Consider the following 20701-nt stretch of genomic DNA (forward strand, 5'->3'; position numbering starts at 1 on the left):
CTTTGTACACACCGCTACCACACATCGGTCTGCGTCGGATCGCCCTAAAAGCTGAAATCCGCTGATACGTAATAGGTGCGTGGGGCCCCTGGGTAGCCAAGGGTCGCCCCAGCACTGTTGCCCCCGAGATAGCCGCCCGATGTCACGTAGGCGTATTCATTGAAGCGCTTGTTCAGGAGATTCAGAACCGACAACACGATCTTCATCTTGTCCGCACGCCCGTCAGTGTTCCCCACGGGCACAGTAAGGCCGAGCGAGGCACTCCAGATATTGTAGGCGGGAAGCGTCTGCGAGGATGGCGCGCCGGTGTCGTTGTTGAAGATATTCTGGCTCCCGGTAAAGGTCGTCCAAAGCCTTGGGTCATAAACGATTCCACCACCGAAATACCGATAGGACGCCCCGGCCGTGAGCGTCTCGGTCGGCACATAGGGCACCGCAAGGCCCGCAAACGCCACACCACCCGTCGTGTAGCTCACATAATGCGCCCGCTCATAGCCGACATTGCCGAACACATGGAGACCCCCCACCGGATTGTCTGCCGAAGAGAGATTCACTCCTTGATAGAGGCTGTCGCCAGTAGCCTCGATGGTACTGCCGTTGCTGGTCGTCACATTGATGAACTGGTTCGTAACGGACAGGCGGTAATAATCGAGGTTCAGCCGGAAACGGCGCGCTATCCCCGAACGCCTCACGAGCACATGCACGCCCGCGGTATCGTACCGGCCCTCGGTTGGGACCAGCACCGACGATGGCAGCGCCTGGTAGGGGCCCCCGCCTCCGCCAACCTCGGGATTTTGATAGGCCGTGGAGGTCTGGGCATAAAACGCAAGGTTTCGCGTCCACTGATAACGAATGTCGAGCGACGGCTCGACCTTCGTGAAGGTCGTCGAGCTGTTGGGTTGCGTCTCGGGATCATAAGCGAGATTGGCCTGTGGGAAGTCCGTGGTCGCGTGATTGGCGTAGGTCGTACCGAAATAGGCGATCCGCACCCCCGGCGTTACGCTGAGGCCATGCGCGATCGCGATCCGGTCCTGCACGAAGGCGGCGGCGAAATTCTGGTAAAAATACCCGCTTCGGTACTTGGACGGATAGGAATACGTAAACGGAATGCCCGACGGACTCGTGACCTCAGGACTGTAAAAGGCATTGCGCGTGTCGTAGACGCTATAGAGATAGTAACCACCGGCCGCGACCGCGTTGCGTGGCAGGGCGAAATCGAAAACAAACTTGTCCCCGAACGTCGCGGTATGGGGGTTATTGTATTCAAAAAGGTTGTTGGCACCCTGGTTGAAGTCGTTGTAGTGATTGTGCAGGCGGTTTCCATGACGATACCAAAGCGTGTCATGCAGCGCGGTCACCGGGGAAAAGCGCAGGGTCACGGGCATATAGACGAGATAGGTGGCGTTCTCGGCTTGCTTGTGCCATACGCCAAACGGTGTGCCACCGTAATATCCCGAAGTGGTTTCGCTGTAGAGTGGCCCCGGGATCGTGGCACCGGTGCTCGTAAAGCCGTTTACCGTGAGCCCCGCTATGGGCGTGATCGGAATGAACGCCGGACGATAGGAATGGGAATCGGCAACATAGGCGCCCAGCCCCACGCTTCCATTTGCCAGAAGCTTCACCACCTTGCCATAAATGGCCTGATCATGGCTGGGGTTTGCGAAACCATCCTCCTGCGATTGGATATAATCGTTGGACTGCGTGGCGCCCGCCGCCAATACCGCCGAATAGCCGTTATGAAGCCCGGTACGGACCGCGAAATGGAAGCCTTGCGTGCCATAGCTGCCGAGCGTTATGCCGACGTTGGCACCCGCGTTCTTGGTGGGTTGCACGGGTACGAACCCGATAGTGCCCCCAAGACTGTCATACCAGCGGCTGTCGGGATTTCCCGGACCGTAAATGACATTAATGCCCGATATAAGCGACAGTTCGGGGATTTGGGGCGTGGCCCACAGCCCCGATCCGGGGTTGTTCATCGGGACGCCGTCGAACGTCACCGCCAAAAGACCATTGGAAGTCAATCCCTGCAGGCCGCCCCAGCCCTGCTCTATGCCGTTTATGCTGATCGCCGCCCGTTGCGCACCCACCGCCCCGGGGCTCACTACCCGCACACCCGGTGATTGCGCGAGCGCCTGCGCCGCCCCGCCGATCGGACCCGCAGCCTGCAACTGATGATGGCCTATCAAGAGCTCGGATTGTGCGCTGTGAAAGATCTGCTTGGCAGTGAGCTTCTTGTCGGTTTTCTTGAGCGCCTTGGCGTCTGCCGACCGGTGGGTCTCGGCGTGCACGGCCCCGATATTGATACCCCCTGTAGGGGTTACAGGAGTGGGCGGCGTGGTGGTGGCTGCGCGCGCCACACCCCATCCCAGGGTCATAGCCGCCAGGATAGCGCCGGGCAGGCGCCCATAAGCGCCTGGTCCCCGTCCGAGCCCCGCCTTCGCCCGCCCCGTCACGCCGGCACCGATCACCATAAATATCCTCCCTTGGATATTTGTTTGTTTGTTGGATGGCATTCTTAGTGCCTATCGTGACCGAACGATGACATTCCCAACACGGGTGGTGCACAATGGGTGGCAAAGAAGCGCCCGTGTGTTGAAACCATGCCGAGCCAGGACCGCGGCCCTGATGGATGTCATAATCGGCGCCTGGCATGAGCGCCACGCGATGGATACCGCACATGGTGCGGCCGGTCGACCCGCCAGCATCATTGGGGCCAACTCGCTGCCATTGGACGAGGATTACGCACGGAACCGCCTGACGCGTGACCGACGGTCATGGAGGCCGCGGCCACGTCCAGCGACGCGCAACACCGCACTAACCGGTCAAACAGGATAAATCTTTATGAGTCATTGGTTTCTCGCGACCCTCGCGCACCTCATCCACATTGCCACGCCGGTCATGCATCGCTATGGACTTTGGGGCCTGGTGGCAATCCTGTTCATCGAAAACATGGGGGTCGTGTTTGCACCGGGCGAAGCCGTCGTGGTCACCGCCGGCTTTCTCGCCGCCAAGGGCGCCTTCGGCATCGCCGAGGTGCTCCCGCTCGCACTGCTCGCCTCGGTGCTCGGCGCCTATGTCGCCTACGGGTTGGGGGCCCGTTATGGACACGCCGGCCTCTTGCGCTATGGGAAATATATCGGGGTGAAGCCCGTCATGATCGATCGCGTCCATGAGCTGTTCCGCCGCTATGGCGCGGTGATCGTCGTTGTCGGGCGCTATATCGTGCCCTTGCGTCAACTGCAGGGCTATATCGCCGGCAGCGCGGAGATGGGCTTTCGCCCGTTCGCGCTATGGAGCGCGATAGGTGCGGCCCTGTGGGTGGGGACCTGGGGCGGTGGCGCCTGGTGGCTCGCGCAATCGATTCCGGGCTGAAATCCCACGGTCCCGGCAGGGACCGGGCCAAGATCGGCGGCCTTCGAAGCCCGCGTTACCGGGACAATGGACGCCGGGCAAGCCAGCCGTAACGAGCCCCGCCGCGCGGTCTTGGCGCGAAACTAGGAGTGGGCGCCGTGAGAAAAGGCCCAGATCACGACCATCAGCATGACCACGATATAAAACCGCAGGCCCCAGAACACCCACTGCTGCCAGGCCTTCAGGGGGCGCGGACCGACCTCGGGTAGCGGCCTATCCCAGCCCTCCTCGCGCAATAGGCGCGCGAGTTCGGCATGATCAACTTGTTCGACACGTTTCACGTCGCACCCCCGAACACATGCGGGAACACCGTGGTGATCCCATAAAGGGCGTTACAGACGATCAGTAACACCATGATCACGACCGCACCGATATTGCGATTGCGGCTATTGATGAACGGCCCCATGAGCTCCGCGTCGTTTACAAGCATGAGAAGAAACAACATCGCCGCCGGCATAAAGATCGTGGCGATCACCTGGACTGTGATGTTCAAAAAGCCGAGCGGCACATGAGGCAACATGACAACCCCCGCGGAGACTGCGGAGCCCACGACCGCAGGCGCATAGAAGGCCCAGGCCTTGCGCGGGGCATCGTTCAAGGATCGCGGGAGATTCAGCGCCTCCCCCATCGCCCACGCAGTGCTGGCGGTGATCACGATCGATGAGATGAGGCCGGCCTCTATCAGGCCAAGCGCGAAAAGATCCGTCGCCCAACCGCCGACATGATCCTTGAGGGCCGCGAGAACGCCCTCCACGTTCAGATCCTTGGCGTTGGGAAGCACATGGAGATGCTGCCCGGTCAGTATGATGATAGCCATGGCCACGATCACCATCCCAGTGACCCCCAGCATCAGATCGCGCCGACTGGCGTCGATGTCGTGAGGCAGCAGGCCCTTGTCGACGATGCACGACTGCTGGAAGAAGAGCTGCCACGGGGCGATCGTCGTCCCGATATTGGCCGACAGCAGCACGAGGAACCCGGACGACAGCAATCCCCCGGGCACCAGCCAGTTGCCGCCCACGAAAGCCCGCCCCACCGCCGACCAATCGGGATGCGACAACAATGCCAAAGGGACGAAGATGAGATTCAAGACCGCGATGAAAAGCGCAATCCGCTCCCAGGTCCAGTAGCGCAGAAACACGAGCACGAAGGCCACGAAAATGAGTGTGGCGGGCACCGTGAGCCAATGTGACAGACCGAAAACATCGCCCCCCACGCGCACCCCGATGAACTCGGTCATGAGCGTCAGGATGTTGGCAATCACAAGGTCGGCGATCGAGAATATCCCCCAGAAGGCACCGTAGCGCTTCCAGATCAGCTCCGCATGGCCGCGGCGCGTGACCGCCCCTAGGCGTATGGTCATCTCCTGAACGAAATAGGCCATGATGCCCAGCGGGATCATGATCGGCAAAAACACCCCGAGACCGTAGACCGCACCGGTCTGCGAGTAGGTGATAACACCGCCCGCGTCATTGTCCCCAAGCATGACAAGAAGACCGGGGCCGATGAGCGCAAGCCACAATGCGATCCGGTTGCCGAGGGTCTTGGGGCCGTTACGCAATCGCGCGATCCGCAGGCGATCCTGCACGCGTATCAGCAGCGCCTCCGGCACCACCACCTCATCGGTCTCCCCACCCGGCGGCCTGACCCTGGCACGCCGCTCGATTTGCCGCGCCTGCGCCGCCTTGGCCCGCAAAAGCGCCGCCCGTAACGCCTGAAGAACATGCACTTGCATGAGCGATCCCTGGTATGTCCGTGAAACCGGGCCACGCGCGCGCCACGGCGAGCGGACCCTCGTCTCTCTATGATGCGATTTTGGGTGGGACGGGACTGTGATGGGGCCCGGACCCACGGTCTGCCCAAAGGCGACCGCGATCCGGCGTCATGCGAAGCGGGGTCTACCTTCAGGCCTTGGCTGTATGGCTACTACTACCCATTGGGTAGCGGGCCCTCCAAATAAGCGGTCGTGCCGCGATGGCGGCTTTGTAGCAGCCCATTCCAGGGCTGTCAACGCCTATGTTGTACTCTTTACAAAACCCCCCATAATCGGGCTCATCCCTGCGCCATACCTTCCCGGGCCAAGCGCGGTTCCATCCGCCCCGGCCGCTCGCCATCGTGGTCCGGGCATCGGCATCACCCCATAACACCCGGTTCCATTCCCGCCGCCCCACCCCCTGGTGCGTCCGTCTGCGTCCCCGACCCATATCGCCCGACCCCCGCTTTCGTGATCCACTCCTCGCCCGGTGCCCCATCACCCCTGCCGCCCACCGGGAGCCCGCCCCCGCAGGCCCAGAGGACGACGACGCCACCCTCGACCCCGCTGCGTGCCCACGGCGTCTATTGCGCGCCCCAGTGCTTTGTGGCAATAGCCTCACCGAGGTCCAGATCCACCAGGCGCCGGCGTACCTCGAACAACTTTTCAAGCAATGCGGGTTCGGTACGCGCATAACCCTCGGCATCCGGCACGCGCTTGACCACGACACCCAGGAGCTCGGTGATGGCATTACCGATCGAGTTCTGGCTGATGGTGACGATGAGCTTACCCGTGTCATTGCGGTAAATGAGCTGCTTGAATGCCGGCTGCCAGCGGATCGCGTTGGCGTAGCGGGCGTCCCGTATGCAGTGGTCACGCACCATCTTCGCGGTCTTCAGGAAGTTGCTGTTAAAAAGCAGCTTCTCCTCGACCAGATCCGGGAAATATATGTCACGCGGCATGGGGGCGTTGCGTGTCGATACCTGCCCGAAGAAGGTCCTATAGAAGTCTATGAACCCCTTCAGGATCGTGTCGTACTCCTTCCAGAACCGTACCTTCTTCAGGGATTCGGCGCCCCCCTGAACCTCCCAGCTGGGCAGACCCTGCGGATAGCCCGTCAACGCAATCTTGCAGGAACCGTGCTCGCAGGTCTTCAGTATTTCGAGATCGAGGCCCGCGAAGAAATCGAGATAAACATCGCGCATGTAGGCCTGAAAAAGCGAGTTCTGACCGCCATCCGTGAGATTCGGATTCTCCGGGTCGGCCATCTTGGCCTCCCGCAGTTGCATCTTGTCGAACACGATGAAGTGATTGTGCAACATGCGAATACTCGGCACGCCCGGAGATGTAAGCGGCCAGGTGGCATCCAGGCTCGCCTCGCCCGACAACACGAGCGCCTGTTCGGGGTCCGGGTAGCACTCGAGCATGTAGGCGATTATGACTTCGTTCATGCGATTCCAGACATTCTTGACGTTGTCCGGAACCTGAGTGCGTCGCGCCGGCCGCCCAAGCGGGTCTAGGATGCTGCGTGCGGTATTGTAGATGATGGAAGTGTCGAACTCGTTGCTGTGCGCAATGGCCTTTCTATACAGCAGCAATCCTTCGGGGTTTTTGAGGAGACCATTGTTATCGGTAAGATCGTTGAGATTTTCCGTGCTGTTGAAAAATTCGTTGGGCTTCATACCCTCCGGTACTTCGAGGGGAATGGGGCGGAAAGGATTTGTGATTTCTCGAGGACCAACCTGCATCGTTCACCACCTTTATCTATGGAAGGATTTCATGCGGGCAACCGGCGCCCGCGCGGTCCCACCACGAATGGCGCACCTCCTGCACGGGACCGGTTGTAAGTATAAGACCCGGCCGGGCCTCAATGACACTCTTATCGCGCCCGAATGGGCTTTTGCAGGCGGTGATGGCGCGCGATGCCAGGGTGTCATTCGCGCCATTTATCCCCCCATGCACGGCATCGCGGGTAGCGCGCCGCGATGCGGTATCCAGCGGCGGCCGGTGGTCCTGAGGAAGCACGCATCCTGCACGCGGCATGCGACCATCGTTTTGCGGCGACACGCGGGCACCGGGGCATTACCGACAGACACCCTATCGCCCCTCGACCCCCTCGTGTAGCATAGACACATGATCGTTATCGCCCATCACCGACCTTTTCCACCCTCGCTGCCCATGATGCGGTAATACGTCTTTGCGCACCCCCAAGACCTTGGCGCCCTTGCTGGAAGACGGGCTCATCGACCATGTGATCCAGCCCTTGCGCAGCGGCAAGGAGGCGGACCTGTTCGTCGTCGCCACCACCCACGGCGTGCGCTGCGCCAAGGTTTACAAGGAAGCCCGCCAACGCGGCTTTCGCCAGGCCGGGCTCTACCAGGAGGGGCGAACCGTCCGCGACAGTCGGCGCGGACGGGCGATGGCCAAAAAATCGCGCTTCGGGCGCCACGAACGGGAGGAGGTCTGGCAGAACGCCGAGGTGGATGCGCTTTTTCGGCTCGCCGATGCCGGGGTGCGCGTACCCACGCCCTATCTCTGCATCGACGGCGTGCTGCTCATGGAACTTATCGTGGACGCGGCCGGAGAGCCCGCGCCACGCCTTTCCGACCTGATCCTGACGGCCGCCCAGGCGACCGCCATCCATGCAACCCTCATGCGCGACGTGGCACGCATGCTGTGCGCGGGCATCGTTCATGGCGACCTCAGTGAATACAATGTCCTTTTGGATGACACAGGCCCGGTCATCATCGACCTGCCTCAGCATCTGAATGCGGTCGCCAACAACAATGCCGCGGCCTTCTTCGTGCGCGACATCGATCATCTCACGGCGTTCTTCGGACGCTTTGCCCCACCGCTTGCCACGACCGACTATGGACGCGAGATGTGGGCGCTCTATCAAACCCGCGCCCTGCAACCGGACACACCCTTGACCGGGATCTACCATCCGGAATCGACCCCTCCCGATATCGCCCAAGTCCTGCGCGAAATCGACGCCGCACGCCGCGAGGAAGAGCATCGCCAAGCACGCCTGGCCGCGCACGCCGGCGCAGGCCACGCCGATTGAGTACCGGGAGGCCGAGGGGCGACTGGCCTCGAAACACACGCCGGGTGATAGGGTCGATGGCATCGAAAGAACTTGCACCCGGATATGCCAAGACCCGGTCATCACCCTCCTGGCGATGCGGGCGACAACCGGCCCCAGCCACCATCCCCGGCCCTGGTTCACGCTGCCGCCCGCAGGCGTAGCGCGACCTGGGATGTAGGACCGGCAACGGACCCCTGGCACCGCCCCAAGAACCGCCGTCACACCCCCCTTCATCGAGCGAACGCGAGCGGGCCTCAGGCGAGCGGAGAATCTGACCACAGCCGCCTATTACCCCAAAAACGGCAGTTGACCGCTCACGCCCCTCTCTATCCGGGTGCCCGTAAGGCGGTCGGATAGGTCCGTCCTCGAAGGAATTTCGCAAAGGCGCGTCGAAAGATGCGCGTGAGGCGCTCGAGGTCTGTCAACTGCGGCGGACTTGAGGGGCTTAGGAAGACCGCGAAACGGGTCCGCACGGCTTGAATCGTGGCCTGCTTCGCGTGTTGACAGGTGATGGTAAGCGTGGTCTGGCCGCCGCGTGGGGTTTTCGCGGCCACCCCATGGGGTAAGAGCGGGGGGGGTCGATCGGTAATCCCAAAAACCGCGGTCGACTTCATCCCTGAACGAGACAAAGCCAAGCCCGACCCCGGTTTGGGGCGATTATGACGACCCCGGAGGACTCCCCCGCAGGTGAAGCGAAACGGATTCGGGAGCCCGTGACGGCATCCGGACCGTGGGCGGTACACTACTGTCCGTATCAAGCCCTACATCGCCCAGCAAACACAAAGGCCGGAATGATCGCCCCCTGGGCGACAGCGCCGCTCATTGCCACCCGAATGGCCTCACCACCCCCTGAAACGCTACGCGCTTACAGGCGGAGCCCTGCGGCGCGTTTTGATAGAAAGCTTTAGGGATCATGCGCGCCCCGCGCGGCGTCCTGTGCCTCGGCGCGCTGTCGCAGGGCTTCGTTCATCGCGACGAACGCCGCCTCGGTAGGCCCCATCATCCGCGCCGCGAACAGCCCTGCGAGCAATCCCGAGAATCGCTCGCCGTGAGTAAACCGCGTAAGACCCGAGGGTAACGCTGTGAGTTGAAAATAATGCTCGCCGTCGAAGAGTCCCGGCAGGCCGAGATGCCCAAGCCAGCACAACTTCCGAGGTGACTCCGCGGCCTGCACGCGCGGCCGGAAGGTCATGGGCCGACCTTTGGCAATTTGCATGGAGACTCGCAAAACCTCCCCCATCCTCGCCACACCCTCGATTCTGCGGATGAAGGGATTCCATTCACCGTACGCCGGAAAATCCAGGAGCACCGCCCAGACGCATTCGGGGCGCGCGACGATGTCGATCGCCGTAATTATTTCGCGCCTCACGACCGCCTTGCCCCTGCACCCGTCTCGCCCGTCATCATCCTCGCCCTCAAGACGCATCCGCATCGGCGCTCATAGTGTGTCACATCGGTGTTTGCGTCCCCATATACCTGCCATTTCGCCTACGCATGACGCGACGCACGAAACCCGCGGGGCTACTGGTATACCCAAATCATCCGCCACGCCGCCCTATCGCCGCGAGCCCTACCCGGATTAGAATGCCCGCCATTGCCACGCTGGTCACCGGCAACCATAAGACAACCAACCGCCCATGGATCGAGCCCGGGATCCGCCGCCTTGAACGAGACCCCTGAAAGATGTCTGACGAAGACGCGATAACACTCGGAAGCACCGCCTTCCGGCGCGTGAATATTGCGCTCTTTGGTGCCGGTCTCTCGACCTTCAGTACGCTCTATTGCGTACAGCCCCTCATGCCCGCCTTCTCGCATCACTACGCAGTGAGCCCCGCCGACAGCGCCCTGTCGCTATCGCTCACGACCGGGGTCCTGGCGGTGGCCATGCTCTTTGCCGGCACGCTCGCTGATCGCCTGGGTCGCAAACCCGTCATGACGGCATCCCTGTTTCTGTCCGCGCTGCTCGTGCTCGCAACCGGCCTCGCCCCAGACTGGCGGGTCTTGCTCGTCATGCGGGCGCTGCTTGGGATCACGCTAAGCGGCGTGCCGGCGGTGGCCATGGCCTATATCAACGAAGAACTCCATGTCGAGGCCGTGGGTCTTGGCATGGGACTCTATATCGGTGGTAGCGCGGTCGGCGGGATGTCGGGGCGCCTGCTGTCGGGCGTCCTGGCTAGCCTCTTTGGATGGCGGATGGCGCTTGCCGCGATCGGCATCGGTGCCCTGGTTGCGGCCTTTGCCTTCTGGCGCCTCCTGCCACCCTCGCGGCGCTTCGTGCCCCATTACATCGCTTGGCGCGCATCGCTGGCAAGCCTTGGCGAGCCCTTTCAGGACAAGGGACTGCGGTGGTTATTTGCCGAGGGATTCCTGCTCATGGGGATCTTCGTTACCTTCTATGATTATATGGGCTACCGTCTGATGGCCGCCCCCTACCACTTCAGCGAGGCCGCGGTCGGGCTCCTATTCAGTGTTTATCTGGTCGGTATCTTCAGCTCATCCTGGATGGGCCACAAGGCCGGACGACTCGGCCGACGCCGGGTCTTCTGGGTCGCCTTGGCCTTGTTGCTGGCCGGGGTTGCCGTGAGCTTCTGCACGCAAATCCTGCTCATATTGCTGGGCACGACCATGCTCACCTTTGCCTTCTTCGGCGGCCACTCGATTGCCAGCAGCTGGGTGGGGCGACGCGCGCAAGCCAAGACCCCGGCCGCCTCCCTCTATCTCTTCTTCTACTATCTCGGATCGGCCTTCGTCAGCACCGGTGGCGGAATCCTCTATGCGCGCTGGGGATGGAACGGCGCAGGCGGACTGATCTGCGGGCTCGCGGGCCTTGGGCTTGTCATCGCTTGGCATCTGCGCACACTCGTGCCCGTTCACACCCTCGCGCCGGTCGCGTCCGCCCGGCCATCCGCGCCATGATCGACCCCGGCCCAGGCACCATACATCCACCACCCTTCGGCGCCCCGAAGCAACTGGCGCCGTGCCGCCATGTCGATCAATCGGGAACCGCCCACATAGAACACGCGCAAAGAAGGTGCCGCAAGGGTGCGCCCGCCACCCCCTCGTTCCGACGATCCGCTCGGTGCCCGGCACGATGCCTTGTTACGACGGCACCCATCAAAACCCCCGGCCCCGTACCGGAACTCACCGGAAAACACGCGCCGGCGGAACCCTGCCCAGGCGGCGCGCCACGGCAGCGTACCCCATAGGTCGCTCCCATGCGGATTCGCGGACGACCGCGTGTCGGCGTATAGTGAGTAGGTGCAACAACGCGCAACCGGATCGCGGATCGAAATCGCGACCACCATCAGCGCATGGTGCGGGCTGGCGGGTGCTTTACAAAGCCATTTGCGCTAACTTATGCGTTTTGAATGGACGATCACCTTCCGCTCACCCTTGGGGGCTTTATGCGAGTCGACACGCAATGGCTTGAGGCCCAGAAGGCCGACCGGCTGGCCGCATGCCGCCGGGTCTCCGAATCCCGGATCGTCCTCGTCCGCCAACACCTCCTGCCATCCCTTAGGGCGGCCTTTCCGGTACGCACTTTTTGGCTGTTCGGGTCAACCGCGCGCCGAACCGCTGGAGAGGATTCGGACCTGGACCTGCTGCTCATCTGTGAAGAGACGGGGGAGCGCTGGATGGACCGGCAAGCCCGCGCGATCCGAGTGTGCCAGGAGACCCTCTTGCCATTTGCCTGTGATGCCGTCGTATGGACCGTGTCGGAATGGCGGCACGCCCAAGCCAGCGGAAATGGACTATGGGCCGCTATCCTTGCGGACGGGGAGCGCCTTTAGAAAATGAGCGATGAAGCACGTCGCGAGCGCAGTCGCCAGTGGATCGAAGCAGCCTACGATGACTTGCTGGCCGCCCAGACCCTGCAGCAAGCGGGCTTGTACGCGCAGTCATGCTTTTTCGCACAACAGGCGGCTGAAAAGGCTATGAAGGGTTTTTTGTCGATTCGACAGAGCGCGCCGCATGGACATTCCCTGGCCACCTTACTCAAAAACCTGCCGCCGGATGAATCTCTTCTGGCCCTGGAGCCGTCTCGACTGGATCGCTTCTACATCGGAACGCGCTACCCAGACGCCTTGCCGGAAGGCTCCGATATTCGGAGCGCCTATACCCGCCGGGATGCCGAGGATGCCCACACGACGGCAAGCGGCGTAGTGGACCTCTTGAGCGGCTGGGCACGGGCCCTGGAAGTGCCAGTCCGGCCGCCCCCCCATTGAGTCACGCGAGCGGTCTTGCGTCAGCCTTCCCGGCACACTCGCTTCAACGGGTCGGGTGCCGTCCGCACCACGCCCCGGGATCGTTCGTGGGATGGCGGAGAGGGAGGGATTCGAACCCCCGGAAGGTTGCCCTTCAACGGTTTTCAAGACCGCCGCATTCGACCGCTCTGCCACCTCTCCAGGCCCCTAGGATACCGCCTCGACGACGGCAACTCCACCTTGCGCGGGTTCTGGACAAGCACCTAAAGCGCCCCTAGGCTGTATCGGCGGGATAGGCCCGCCAGGGAGAATACCTCATGTCATATAAGGATAAAGGGCTTGCGGTCTTCGATCTCATCGGGCGCGTGCTTCTGGCGTTCATCTTTCTCTTTGCCGCCCTCGGCAAGATCGAGGACTATGAGGGGACACGCCTCTACATGATCTCCTATGGAGTCCCCGGAGCGCTGCTGCCGGTCGTGATCGCAGTCGAACTCCTGGGTAGCCTTGCGATCATGGCCGGCCTGTGGACGCGCTGGGCGGCCTTGTTGCTCGCCCTGTTCTCGACCGCCGCCATCGTCATCTTCCACCAGAACCTCGCGACCATGAGTAATCAGATCATAACGCTCGCGGAGGTGAGCTTCACTGGGGGACTTATCATACTCGCAGTCAACGGGGCCGGCTGTCTCAGCCTGGATGCCCTCTTGAAGCGCAACAAGGCCTGAACGGCCGTCCACGCCACTTTACGGCCTCGACAGGCGGGCCCCGGTCATGCGATATCCAACGCACTAAATGACCCCTATAGGGGCGGCACGATCTTCGTCTCACCGCCCATATAGGGGATTAAGGCATCGGGGATACGTACGCTCCCGTCGGCCTCTTGGTAGTTCTCGAGCACCGCGACCAGTGTGCGGCCGACTGCGAGTCCCGAACCGTTCAGGGTGTGCACGGGCTCGGGTTTCTGGCCCGGGGCACGGGCACGGGCATTCAGGCGCCGGGCCTGAAAGTCCCGAAAATTACTGCACGATGAGATCTCCCGATAGCGGCCGCTGCCGGGCAGATAGACCTCGAGATCATAGGTCTTGGCGGAGGCAAAGCCCATGTCGCCCGCGCACAGCGCCATGACGCGATAGGGTAGCTTGAGGCGCTGCAGCACCGCCTCGGCGTGCCCGGTCAGCTGCTCATGGGCACGCGCCGAATCCTCGGCGGCCACGATCTGCACGAGCTCGACCTTCTCGAATTGATGCTGGCGGATAAGGCCACGGGTATCGCGTCCGGCGGCGCCCGCTTCGCTGCGAAAGCACGGGGTATGACAGACATAGCGCTTGGGCAGCTCGTCTCTTGCATAGACCATATCGCGGGCAAGGTTCGTGACCGGCACCTCGGCCGTCGGTATCAGGAAATAGGGGAGATCCGCGATCGCAAAAAGGTCTTCGGCAAACTTCGGGAGTTGGCCGGTCCCAAACAGGCTCTCACGGTTGGCCATATAGGGCACATACACCTCGGTGTAGCCGTGCTCGCGGGTGTGCAGGTCGAGCATGAACTGCGTGAGCGCGCGCTGCAGGCGGGCGAGCGGTCCGCGCAGCACCGCAAACCGGCTGCCGGCGAGCTTGGCGGCGGCCGCCAGATCGAGACCCTTCAGGCCCTCGCCGAGATCGACGTGGTCACGCGCCGGAAACGCAAACACGGGCACGTCGCCCCAGCGCCTGCGCTCGACGTTATCCTCCTCGCTCCGGCCGTCCGGGACATCCTCGGCGGGGATATTGGGCAGGGCCGACGCCAACTCATCCCACGCCGCCTGCACGCGGGCCAACTCCGCCTGGGCCTCGGCGAGCCGCCGCGCATCCTCGTCCTGACCGGCCATGAGTCCCGCGATATCCTCGCCCCGGGCCTTGGCGCTCCCTATGGCCTTGGCGCGCGCGTTGCGGCTCGCCTGACGGTCCTCGGTCTCCTTCTGCGCGATCTTGCGTCGCGCCTCAAGCGCCGTGAGCGTCTCGACATCGAGCACAAAGCCACGTCGCGCCAGGAGTCGCGCGGCCTCGTGCGGCTCGTTTCTTAAAAACTTGGGGTCGATCATAAGCGGTCGTCGTTCGGGTCGCAGCGTGGGAGTGTAAAGGATTTGAGGATCGGGGCATATCGCGCCGGCGCCGGCACCCCCTGCATCCATGCCCAGAGGTCGGCGTCGTGCTCGGTGAGGAACTCCTCGAACACCGCGCGCTCAGGCGGCGACAGGCGCTCATAGCCGTCTTCCAGGAAGCGTCCGAGCGCCAGATCGAGCTCCAGGAGCCCGCGCCGGCAACGCCAACGCACCGCAGCCTGCGTCATAGTCTACGCTTGGCGAGCAACGCCCGGATTCCGCTTATGGCGCGCGCCGGATCGAGCCCCTTGGGGCAGACGTCGGTGCAGTTCATGATGGTATGGCAGCGATACAGGCGGTAGGGGTCCTCGAGATCATCCAGACGCGAGCCGAGCGCCTTGTCGCGGCTATCGGTGACGAAGCGGTAGGCCTGGAGCAAGGCCGCCGGACCCAGAAAGCGCTCGGGGTTCCACCAGAACGACGGACAGCTCGTCGTGCAACAGGCGCATAGGATGCATTCATAGAGGCCGTCGAGCCGGTCACGCTCAATGGGGCTTTGGGGGCGCTCGATCTCGGGCTGTGGCCCCTCATCTATGAGCCATGGCCGCACAGAGCGATACTGGCGATAAAACCCCGAGAGATCGACCACCAGGTCGCGGATCACCGGCATCCCCGGCAGCGGACGCAATGTGATCGGCTCGCGCAGATCCTTGAGGGGGGTGATGCACGCCAGTCCGTTGCGGCCATTGATGTTCATGGCATCCGACCCACACACGCCCTCGCGGCACGAACGCCGGAAGCTCAGCGTCTCATCCTGGGCCTTCAAGAGCATCAGGGCATCGAGCAGCATCACCGCACCATCCAGGGTCTCGGGGGTGAGGACATAGTCCTGGAGGACCGGCCCCCCGCCCTCCTCGGGCCTATAGCGATAGATGCGAAAGCGCATGAGCCGGCTCCTAATAAGTTCGCGCGATCGGCGGAAACGAATCGACGGTCAGGGGCTTTACGCGCACCGGCTTGTAGTCGATGGTCTCCCCTGCGCGCAGATAGAGGGTGTGCTTCAACCAGTGGCGATCGTCACGTTCGGGATGATCGACCCGCGAATGCGCCCCGCGGCTCTCGTGACGTGCCGCCGCCGAAACCACGGTGGCGAGCGCCACCTCGACCAGATTCTCGAGCTCCAAGGCCTCGATTCGGGCGGTGTTGAAGACCCGGCTCTGATCGCGCAGCCCGGCGTGGGCGAGCCGCTCGCGGATCTCGCGCACCCGTCGCGCCCCCTCATCCAGGACGTCCTGAGTGCGGAACACCCCGCAGTAACGTTCCATGACCTGCCGAAGCTCGGCGCCAAGGGCCTCCACCGATTCCTCCCCCGGACGTTCCCAGCGCCGCACCCGCTCTTGCGCACGTTCCACCGTCTCCCCGGGCAGGGGCCTGTGGTAGCGCTGTTCCTTGAGCGCCGCAAGGATATGATTGCCGGCGGCGCGTCCAAATACGATGATATCAAGCAGCGAGTTGCCGCCCAGGCGGTTGGCGCCATGCACCGACACGCAGGCGCACTCGCCGACCGCGTAGAGCCCGGGCTGCGGCTCCTCCGGGCCATGACGTTCAGGGGCCACTACCTGCCCAAAGCGGTTCGTGGGGATGCCGCCCATGATGTAATGGGCGGTCGGATAGACCGGGATCGGTGCGCGCGCCGGATCGATATGGGCGAAACGCAGCACGGTGTCACGTATGCCCGGCAGGCGCTTGCGGATCGTGTCATCGCCCAAGTGATCGAGCTTCAGCTCCACGTAATCGCCGCGCGGCCCGCAGCCACGCCCCTCCGACACCTCCATGTGAATCGCCCGGCTCACCACATCGCGGCTGGCGAGGTCCCGGGCATGTGGGGCATAGTGTTCCATGAAACGCTCGCCGCGGCCATTTACGAGATATCCGCCCTCGCCACGCGCACCCTCGGTGATCAACACCCCGAGACCGGCGAGTCCGGTGGGATGGAACTGGATAAATTCCATGTCCTGCAAAGGGAGGCCCGCGCGCAAGGCGATGGCAAGCCCGTCACCGGTATTGATCAGGGCATTGGTGCTGGTGCGGTACATGCGTCCGGCACCACCCGTCGCGATCAGGGTGGTCTTGCTCTCGATCACGAGCAGCTCACCAGTCTCGATCTCCAGGACCAGCGCGCCCAGGGTATTGCCGTCGGCATCACGCAACAGGTCGATGGCGAAGAACTCATCGAAGAAATGGGTCTTGGCGCGGATGTTCTGCTGATAGAGGGCATGGAGGATGGCGTGCCCCGTGCGATCGGCCGCAGCGCAGGTGCGCGCCGCCTGCTCCCCTCCGAAATTCTGGCTCTGCCCGCCGAATTTGCGCTGATAGATGCGCCCGTCGTCGATGCGCGAAAACGGCACCCCGTAGTGTTCGAGCTCGATGACAAGCCGGCTCGCCGCCCGGCAGAGATACTCGATCGCGTCCTGATCACCGAGATAATCGCCACCCTTGACCGTATCGTACATATGCCAGTGCCAGGAATCCGGCAGGACGTTTCCAAGGGCCGCATTCACCCCGCCTTGCGCGGCCACGGTGTGCGAGCGCGTCGGAAAGACCTTGGACACCACCGCCACATGCGCGTCGCCATCGGCGAGCTGCAAGGCCGCGCGCAGACCGGCGCCTCCGGCGCCCAGCACTAGGCAGTCGAACTGGCGGCGCGGAAGGCGCGTGCTCATGCCCACACCGCCACCATGCCGTAGACGACCAGCGCGAGCAGGCTTAGGGCAATCACCATCAGACCGACAAGGCGCGCGAAGGTGTTGTGGACATAGTCCTTCAGGATCGAATCACAGCCGAGATAGGCATGCAGCGCCACCGCCGAAAGCCAGCCGGCCAGCAGGATACGCACGGCCGTCTCGCGAAAGAGCGCCTGCCAGGGACCGTAGCCGAAGCGAGGGAGTTCGGCGATCAGGGCCATGAGCGCGAGCGCCCCGCCGGCGATCGCCACCGCGCTTGCGCGCACGAGCAGATAGGCACCGCTGCCGGCGCGGCGACTGCCGAGATTGCGATCGCTCAGGGCCATGCCCAGAACGCCGCGAGCGCGGTCAGTACCGCAAGGATCATGACCGCGCCGGCACTTGCGCGCGCCCGGTCGCGCCCGAATCCCCAGCCGGCGTCATGCGCCAGATGGCGCATCCCGCCGTAGAGGTGCTGGGCCGCAACAAGGGTCGCAAGCGGTCCTATCATATGCCCCCACGGTCCGCGTATCGCGTCTGCCACCCGCCGAAAATCCCCCGGGCCTTGCAGAGAGGCCCGCAAAAGCCCGAGGGCCCAACCCACCACGCCGACCAAAAGGACGCCTGTGATGCGGTGCCAAATGGAGGCCCAGGCCCCCACCGGCAGGCGCAGGGTCCTAAGACCCAGGTCTTGCGGGCGTGCACGCGACATCCGGCCTCCCCTAGCCGTGGCGGCGGTTTTTGATATGATCGTAACGCGGCGGGCGCATGTCAGGCATTATAGGGGGCGAGTCATGCAGAGGGAATGGAAGGCGGAATTGATCGAGGCCGGCGGCCTCCTGGAGGACGGCGCCGTCACCGACTATGGCGATCGCCGCGCCGAGGTCCTGGCCGCCGCGCACGGTACGGTCTGGAGCGCGCTCACCCACATGGCGATCCTGCGCGCCGCCGGGCCCGACGCCGCCGCCTTCCTGCATGGGCAGTTCAGCAACGACATCCTGAGCCTCGGCGCCACGAGCCAGCTGGCCGCCTACTGCACGGCCCAGGGACGCATGATCACGCTGTTTCGGGTCGTGCCCCATCAGGATGCATTCCTTCTGCTATTGCCCGCGACCCTCCAGGCGGCCGTCCAAAAGCGCCTGACGATGTATATCCTGCGCGCCCAGGTCAAGCTCACGGCCGCTGCCGATTGGGCCCTCGTCGGTCTCTCCGGCCCGCATGCGCCCCAGGCACTGGCGGCCGCCGGACTCCCGGCCCCGACCGTGCCCGAGGCCGCGACGAGCGGCGACATCACCGTCGTGGCGATCCCGGGACACGCATCCCGCTACCTGCTCCTGGGACCGGAATCGGCGCTGCGCGTGCTGCCACCGCGCCTGCCCGAGGTCACACGTGTCGGCGCGCGCGCCTGGGCCTGGCTTGACATCCAGGCGGGCCTTCCCACCATAGGTCCGGAGACCTCCGAGGCCTTCGTGCCGCAAATGACAAACCTCGACCTTCTGGGGGGGATCAACTTTCGCAAGGGGTGTTATCCGGGACAGGAGATCGTGGCGCGCACCCATTACCTGGGACGCTTGAAACAGCGCATGTATCGGGCGTCGCTGCCGGCGGGTACACCCATGCCGCCACCCGGCGCCACCCTGCAGGCCTCCAATCTCCCGGGGCAACCCGCCGGTACCGTGGTCGACGCCCAGATCGGGCCCGATGGCGCCATCGACCTGCTGGCAGTCGTCCAGATCAGCAGTCATGATGCCGGCGCGGTCCTCTGGCAGGACAGACCGCTTACCTTCCGCGACCTGCCCTACCCCCTGGCCGCAAGCTGCTGATTGCGAAACACGCGCGCGGTCTGCGTAGCCGGGGGGCTACCCGGAACGATCTCATAGAAGGTCTCACCCTTCTTCACCATTCCCAATCCCGATCGCGCCTGGGCCTCGATGGCCGCGCGCCCATGCCTCAGGCTCTTCACCTCGGCGGCCAGTTGCTCGTCGGTCTTCAAGAGCGTGGCATTAGCGTGCGCCAGCGCATGGATATGGCGCTCGCGGTGCATGAGCGCGATTACACCACCCTGCCCAAACCATAGGGCATACTGGGTCAACGCGAACAGAACCACCGCGAGCGGGCCTATCCATTTCCTCATAGCCACCATATTAGGCCCATAAGCTCAGCCTTGGGAATAGGCCTGCCGCGGGGCCCGCGCGTAACTGGCATTACTGCCCTCGAATTCCTCGATCCGCAGGAGTTGATTGTACTTGGCCATGCGCTCGGAGCGCGACAGGGAACCGGTCTTGATCTGGCCGGCGCCGGTGGCGACCGCGATATCGGCAATGGCGGTATCCTCGGTCTCGCCCGAGCGGTGTGAAAGGATCACACCGTAGCCGGCCGCCTGCGCCCGGCGTATGGTCTTGAGCGTCTCCGTCAAGGTCCCGATCTGATTGGGTTTTATGAGGATGGCATTGGCCACACCCTGATCGATGCCGCGCTCAAGGATCGCGCTGTTGGTCACGAACAGGTCATCGCCCACGAGCTGGACGCGGCCACCCAAGCGCTGCGTAAGACCCTTCCAGCCGGCCCAATCCTCTTCACCCATGCCATCTTCGATGCTCACGATCGGATAGCGCGCCATCCAGCCCTCATAGAGCCGGGTCAGGGCATCCGCATCGAGTGTCCGGCCCTCGCCGGCCAGCACATATGATCCCTGTTCATCCACAAGCCCGGACACCGCGGCATCGAGGGCGATACCGACCTGCTGTCCAGGGGTGTAGCCGGCGGCCATTATGGCCTCCCGGATCAGGCCGAGGGCCTCCTCATTGGTGCCGAGGTCGGGCGCGAATCCCCCCTCATCCCCGACCGCGGTGGCAAGCCCCCGCGCCTTCAAAAGGCCCTTCAGTGTATGGAAGATCTCCGCCCCCCAACGCAAGGCCTCGGAGAATCGCGCGGCCCCGAAAGGCACGATCATGAATTCCTGAAAATCCAGATTGTTGTCGGCGTGCGCGCCGCCATTCACGATATTCATGAGCGGTACCGGCAAAACGAAGGGCCCGCGCCCTCCCAGGTACCGGTATAGCGGTACGCCGGCCTCGGCCGCGAGCGCGCGCGCGAGCGCCAACGAGACCGCCAGGATGCCATTGGCCCCGAGCCGCGATTTATCCTCGGTGCCATCCTCGGCGATCATGCGCTCGTCGACCGCGGCCTGCACGGCGTCGACGCCTACCAACGCCCGTTTGAGCGTCTCGTTCACCGAGGCGCATGCCTTTTGAACTCCAAGTCCCCGGAACCGCCGCTTGTCGCCATCGCGTAACTCGAAGGCCTCGCGCACGCCGGTGGAGGCGCCGGATGGGACAGAGGCGCGCCCGGCGGCCCCGGAATCGAGCGTCACATCCACCTCGACGGTGGGATTCCCGCGGGAATCCAGGATCTCGCGCGCCCGTATATCTGCAATCTTGCTCATGACAC

20 protein-coding genes and 1 tRNA gene are annotated in these 20701 nt (G+C 63.5%); 7 read left to right on the plus strand and 14 right to left on the minus strand.

Going from position 1 to position 20701, the window contains the following annotated elements:
- Window positions 1-44 precede the first annotated feature (44 nt).
- Complete coding sequence (locus tag C4901_RS10280) at window positions 45-2471, minus strand: TonB-dependent receptor (protein WP_168185666.1); 2427 nt, start codon at window positions 2469-2471, stop codon at window positions 45-47.
- A 370-nt stretch (window positions 2472-2841) separates the two neighbouring features.
- On the opposite strand from C4901_RS10280, the gene C4901_RS10285 reads away from it, so the two are divergent.
- Window positions 2842-3372: a DedA family protein gene (locus C4901_RS10285; protein WP_110137249.1), complete on the plus strand. Its 531-nt coding sequence runs from the start codon at window positions 2842-2844 to the stop codon at window positions 3370-3372.
- Window positions 3373-3494: 122 nt separating this feature from the next.
- Here C4901_RS10285 and C4901_RS10290 read toward each other — a convergent pair whose 3' ends face one another.
- The 3 genes from C4901_RS10290 to C4901_RS10300 form a co-directional block, all read right to left on the minus strand.
- Complete coding sequence (locus C4901_RS10290) at window positions 3495-3692, minus strand: hypothetical protein (protein WP_110137250.1); 198 nt, start codon at window positions 3690-3692, stop codon at window positions 3495-3497.
- Complete coding sequence (locus tag C4901_RS10295; protein WP_110137251.1) at window positions 3689-5146, minus strand: NRAMP family divalent metal transporter; 1458 nt, start codon at window positions 5144-5146, stop codon at window positions 3689-3691. The genes C4901_RS10290 and C4901_RS10295 overlap by 4 nt, the downstream gene beginning before the upstream one ends.
- A 602-nt stretch (window positions 5147-5748) precedes the next feature.
- The gene (locus tag C4901_RS10300; RefSeq protein WP_110137252.1) at window positions 5749-6912 is read right to left on the minus strand and encodes a hypothetical protein; all 1164 of its coding nucleotides are present in this window, start codon (window positions 6910-6912) and stop codon (window positions 5749-5751) included.
- 449 nt (window positions 6913-7361) lie between these two features.
- On the opposite strand from C4901_RS10300, the gene C4901_RS10310 reads away from it, so the two are divergent.
- On the plus strand, window positions 7362-8228 hold the full coding sequence (locus C4901_RS10310; RefSeq protein ID WP_110137254.1) for a PA4780 family RIO1-like protein kinase: 867 nt from the start codon (window positions 7362-7364) through the stop codon (window positions 8226-8228).
- Window positions 8229-9153: 925 nt separating this feature from the next.
- Here C4901_RS10310 and C4901_RS10315 read toward each other — a convergent pair.
- A complete protein-coding gene (locus C4901_RS10315) occupies window positions 9154-9618 on the minus strand; it encodes an SRPBCC domain-containing protein (protein WP_205735940.1) in 465 nt (154 codons plus the stop codon).
- A gap of 314 nt (window positions 9619-9932) precedes the next feature.
- Here C4901_RS10315 and C4901_RS10320 point away from each other — a divergent pair, with 314 nt between their 5' ends.
- From C4901_RS10320 to C4901_RS10330, 3 genes are all read left to right on the plus strand, one after another.
- Window positions 9933-11165 (plus strand): MFS transporter, encoded by a 1233-nt coding sequence (locus C4901_RS10320; RefSeq protein WP_110137255.1) that lies wholly within the window; start codon window positions 9933-9935, stop codon window positions 11163-11165.
- Window positions 11166-11617: 452 nt separating this feature from the next.
- Window positions 11618-12040: a nucleotidyltransferase family protein gene (locus tag C4901_RS10325; RefSeq protein ID WP_110137256.1), complete on the plus strand. Its 423-nt coding sequence runs from the start codon at window positions 11618-11620 to the stop codon at window positions 12038-12040.
- A 3-nt stretch (window positions 12041-12043) separates the two neighbouring features.
- Complete coding sequence (locus C4901_RS10330; protein WP_110137257.1) at window positions 12044-12475, plus strand: HEPN domain-containing protein; 432 nt, start codon at window positions 12044-12046, stop codon at window positions 12473-12475.
- Between the two features lie 92 nt (window positions 12476-12567).
- On the opposite strand, the gene C4901_RS10335 is transcribed toward C4901_RS10330, so the two are convergent.
- A tRNA-Ser gene (locus C4901_RS10335) sits at window positions 12568-12655 on the minus strand.
- Window positions 12656-12771: 116 nt separating this feature from the next.
- On the opposite strand from C4901_RS10335, the gene C4901_RS10340 reads away from it, so the two are divergent.
- A complete protein-coding gene (locus C4901_RS10340; protein WP_110137258.1) occupies window positions 12772-13176 on the plus strand; it encodes a DoxX family protein in 405 nt (134 codons plus the stop codon).
- A gap of 74 nt (window positions 13177-13250) precedes the next feature.
- Here C4901_RS10340 and serS read toward each other — a convergent pair whose 3' ends face one another.
- The 6 genes from serS to sdhC are packed head-to-tail and all read right to left on the minus strand — an operon-like array spanning window position 13251 to window position 17963.
- Entirely contained in the window at window positions 13251-14528 is a 1278-nt protein-coding gene (gene serS / locus C4901_RS10345; RefSeq protein WP_110137259.1) for a serine--tRNA ligase, read from the minus strand.
- The gene (locus C4901_RS10350) at window positions 14525-14776 is read right to left on the minus strand and encodes a succinate dehydrogenase assembly factor 2 (RefSeq protein WP_110137260.1); all 252 of its coding nucleotides are present in this window, start codon (window positions 14774-14776) and stop codon (window positions 14525-14527) included. Before C4901_RS10350 ends, serS begins: the two co-directional genes overlap by 4 nt.
- Window positions 14773-15474, minus strand: a complete 702-nt coding sequence (locus C4901_RS10355) for a succinate dehydrogenase iron-sulfur subunit (protein ID WP_110137261.1) — start codon at window positions 15472-15474, stop codon at window positions 14773-14775. Before C4901_RS10355 ends, C4901_RS10350 begins: the two co-directional genes overlap by 4 nt.
- A 10-nt stretch (window positions 15475-15484) precedes the next feature.
- The gene (gene sdhA / locus C4901_RS10360; protein WP_110138614.1) at window positions 15485-17251 is read right to left on the minus strand and encodes a succinate dehydrogenase flavoprotein subunit; all 1767 of its coding nucleotides are present in this window, start codon (window positions 17249-17251) and stop codon (window positions 15485-15487) included.
- On the minus strand, window positions 17248-17598 hold the full coding sequence (gene sdhD / locus C4901_RS10365) for a succinate dehydrogenase, hydrophobic membrane anchor protein (protein WP_110137262.1): 351 nt from the start codon (window positions 17596-17598) through the stop codon (window positions 17248-17250). Before sdhD ends, sdhA begins: the two co-directional genes overlap by 4 nt.
- A complete protein-coding gene (gene sdhC / locus C4901_RS10370; RefSeq protein ID WP_110138615.1) occupies window positions 17589-17963 on the minus strand; it encodes a succinate dehydrogenase, cytochrome b556 subunit in 375 nt (124 codons plus the stop codon). The genes sdhD and sdhC overlap by 10 nt, the downstream gene beginning before the upstream one ends.
- A gap of 82 nt (window positions 17964-18045) precedes the next feature.
- Between sdhC and C4901_RS10375 the strand changes: the two genes are divergently transcribed.
- Window positions 18046-19074, plus strand: coding sequence for a folate-binding protein YgfZ (locus tag C4901_RS10375; protein ID WP_168185667.1), 1029 nt, complete (start codon window positions 18046-18048; stop codon window positions 19072-19074).
- Here C4901_RS10375 and C4901_RS10380 read toward each other — a convergent pair.
- Window positions 19050-19394 carry a septum formation initiator family protein gene (locus C4901_RS10380; protein WP_110137264.1) on the minus strand — a complete coding sequence of 115 codons (345 nt, stop codon included), beginning with the start codon at window positions 19392-19394 and terminating at the stop codon, window positions 19050-19052. The two genes, C4901_RS10375 and C4901_RS10380, sit on opposite strands and share 25 nt — an antisense overlap.
- A 15-nt stretch (window positions 19395-19409) precedes the next feature.
- Entirely contained in the window at window positions 19410-20696 is a 1287-nt protein-coding gene (gene eno / locus C4901_RS10385; protein WP_110137265.1) for a phosphopyruvate hydratase, read from the minus strand.
- Window positions 20697-20701 lie beyond the last annotated feature (5 nt).

The sequence above is a fragment of the Acidiferrobacter sp. SPIII_3 genome (assembly GCF_003184265.1).
Taxonomy (GTDB): Bacteria; Pseudomonadota; Gammaproteobacteria; order Acidiferrobacterales; family Acidiferrobacteraceae; genus Acidiferrobacter.